The 2,286-nt window shown below is 45.9% G+C and carries 3 protein-coding genes; 2 read left to right on the top strand and 1 reads right to left on the bottom strand.

Features of this window, described 5'->3' with window-relative positions; all coding sequences use genetic code 11:
- On the top strand, nucleotides 1-674 hold a 674-nt coding region (locus tag S1OALGB6SA_RS08075), incomplete at its 5' end, for a peptidoglycan DD-metalloendopeptidase family protein (protein WP_148084054.1).
- On the top strand, nucleotides 671-1,183 hold the full coding sequence (locus tag S1OALGB6SA_RS08070; protein ID WP_124033130.1) for a hypothetical protein: 513 nt from the start codon (nucleotides 671-673) through the stop codon (nucleotides 1,181-1,183). The genes S1OALGB6SA_RS08075 and S1OALGB6SA_RS08070, both read left to right, overlap by 4 nt.
- 232 nt (nucleotides 1,184-1,415) lie before the next feature.
- Here the strand turns inward: S1OALGB6SA_RS08070 and S1OALGB6SA_RS10350 are convergent.
- Nucleotides 1,416-2,286: WD40/YVTN/BNR-like repeat-containing protein (locus S1OALGB6SA_RS10350; RefSeq protein WP_195910380.1), on the bottom strand; the 871-nt coding region annotated here is incomplete at its 5' end.

Genomic DNA, 2,286 nt, shown 5'->3' with positions numbered 1-2,286 from the left:
GGGCACGCTACTATGAGCCTGCAACCTCCCGCTGGATAAGCCCGGACCCTGCCGGATTTGAGCTCATAAACCCGATGGAGCCCGATGGTGAGGGTGGTTGGAAGGCTAAGCAGAGCTACTCAATCATTGAGGCTGTTAACTGGTATGCCTATGTGAGTAATAATCCCTTGAGGTATATCGATCCGACGGGGTTGGAAAGCGCAGATGCGGCTTATAGCTGGTTACAGGCTTTTGAAGACGCGCCCAAATTCCAAGAACCTGGTGAGGACCTGAGAGTAACTTCGAATGCTGGTTGGAGGATACTTAAAGGTTCTCCTGACTTGCATAAAGGCAAAGATTTTGGTCCTACAGTTTCCGGTGATACAAAGCAAAAATTTCAAGCAGCGGCAGAGGGAGAAGTCGCTAGAACTGGATATGAGAAAGGTAAAGCAGGAAATTACACAGTTCTAAAACATGAAAACGATTATGAGTCAAAGTATTTTCATGCCGCTGAGAAGTCAGAGCTAGAATCTGGCACTCCGATTTCAGCTGGACAGGAAATTGGTACGATAGGTAGTACAGGGAAATCAGATGCCCCTCACTTACACCTTGAGATCCACAAAGATGGAGTAGCATTGGATCCCGATATTTTTCTAAATCGCAGCAGAGTAATGTATGGGGAAAAAGGTAAATGAAGGAACTGATTGTTATATTGTCTGCTGCCACAATGCTAGTTGGTGTTTTGTTTGCTGACGCTAGTCTTACAGTCGATCCAGTATCCGATTCTGATTTCAAAGTTATATCAAGCGACGGAACGTCTCTATGGCTTCTAGACGATATCGACAGCGCTTTGGCTAAATTTCATTTAACTTCTGAAGGTATATGGGAGCATCCGTCAAATCCTAGATTAAATGCATTTGAATACAGTAACAATGATATTGGTTTAGTTATCTATAGAGTATGGGAGACTATTTCTGTTATCACTCTTAAGAGTAATGCATTTCATCTTAATCGGGGTGTTAGAGTAGGGGATAGTGCAGAGACAATATATGAGAAGTTCCCAGAGGGTGAAATTCTTCTCATTAGGGGAGGGTTGCTTCTAATTTACAGTTCTGGCAGTGAAGGATACTATAGGCCTAGTATAACTTTTGAAATAAGGGATGGAATAATCGCAAAGATTACACTTAGATCTCCTTATGATTAGGAGATTGTGCTAACACAACTGTGTCACCCCACCGATCACAGTGCATCCTTCTAACGCCGGCAGATATTTCTTTCCGTTTTCTCCATGACGGTGATCCTAAACACAACAACCCTTGTCGGCAGTAGACCCCTAACCTGTCCGGGATACTCCGACTGCTGACGCTGGCATCTCCGTTACTCTGCAATTCAGCTCATAGTGCTTCTCTTAACAAAACGGGTCGCGAGTCTCATCATTACTTGCTGTGATTTGTCCAAACGGCTCCCGAATCCGAGGAAGTATACAGGTAACCACGACCTTCTACGACGGTTAATTTGGATCCATCAGAAGATATCGCAATGGAATACCACCATTTATTTCCTTCGATTACAGAACCGCGAGTACTGCGGTCCATCCAGGTAGTCCCTCCATCCATAGAGGAATACAGATGCCCGTCATAAACCACTGCGGCTAGTTTGGATCCATCAGAAGATATCGCAATGGAATACCAATGTTTATTTCCCTCAATTGCAGAGCCACGAGTACTGTGGTTCACCCAAGTCGCCCCTCCATCCATGGAGGTATACAGATGACCTTTATAAACTGCTGCGGCAATTGTGGACCCATCAGAAGATATTGCAATGACTCGCCATTCTTTATCTCCTTCGATTGCAGAGTCACGAGCACTGCGGTCTACCCAAGTCATCCCTCCATCCACGGAGGTATACAGATGCCCTCCCCTTGCCACCGCAGCAAGTTTGGACCCATCAAAAGATATCGCAATGGAATACCAGCATTTATTTCCCTCAATTGCAGAGCCGCGAGTACTGTGGTTTACCCAAGTCGCCCCTCCATCTGCAGAGGTATGCAGATGCCCGTCATAAACCACTGCGGCTAGTTTGGACCCATCGGAAGACATCGCAATGGAATACCAGTGTTTATTCCCCACAATTGCAGAACCGCGAGTACTGCGATCTACCCAGGTCATCCCTCCATTCGTGGAAGTATACAAATGGCCTTCCCTCGCTACTGCGGCAATTTTAGACCCGTCAGAAGACATCGCAATAGAAATCCACCATTTATCTCCTTCAATTGGAGAACCGCGAGTACTGCGGTCTACCCAAGTC

Source organism: Olavius algarvensis spirochete endosymbiont, assembly GCA_900608495.1.
GTDB lineage: Bacteria > Spirochaetota > Spirochaetia > DSM-2461 > DSM-2461 > UBA2779.
This window is presented reverse-complemented; position numbering and strand designations above follow the sequence as displayed.

Bases quoted from the DNA above. Each gene is read 5' to 3' on its own strand.
- S1OALGB6SA_RS08070 (WP_124033130.1), top strand. From the start codon at position 671: ATGAAGGAACTGATTGTTATATTGTCTGCTGCCACAATGCTAGTTGGT.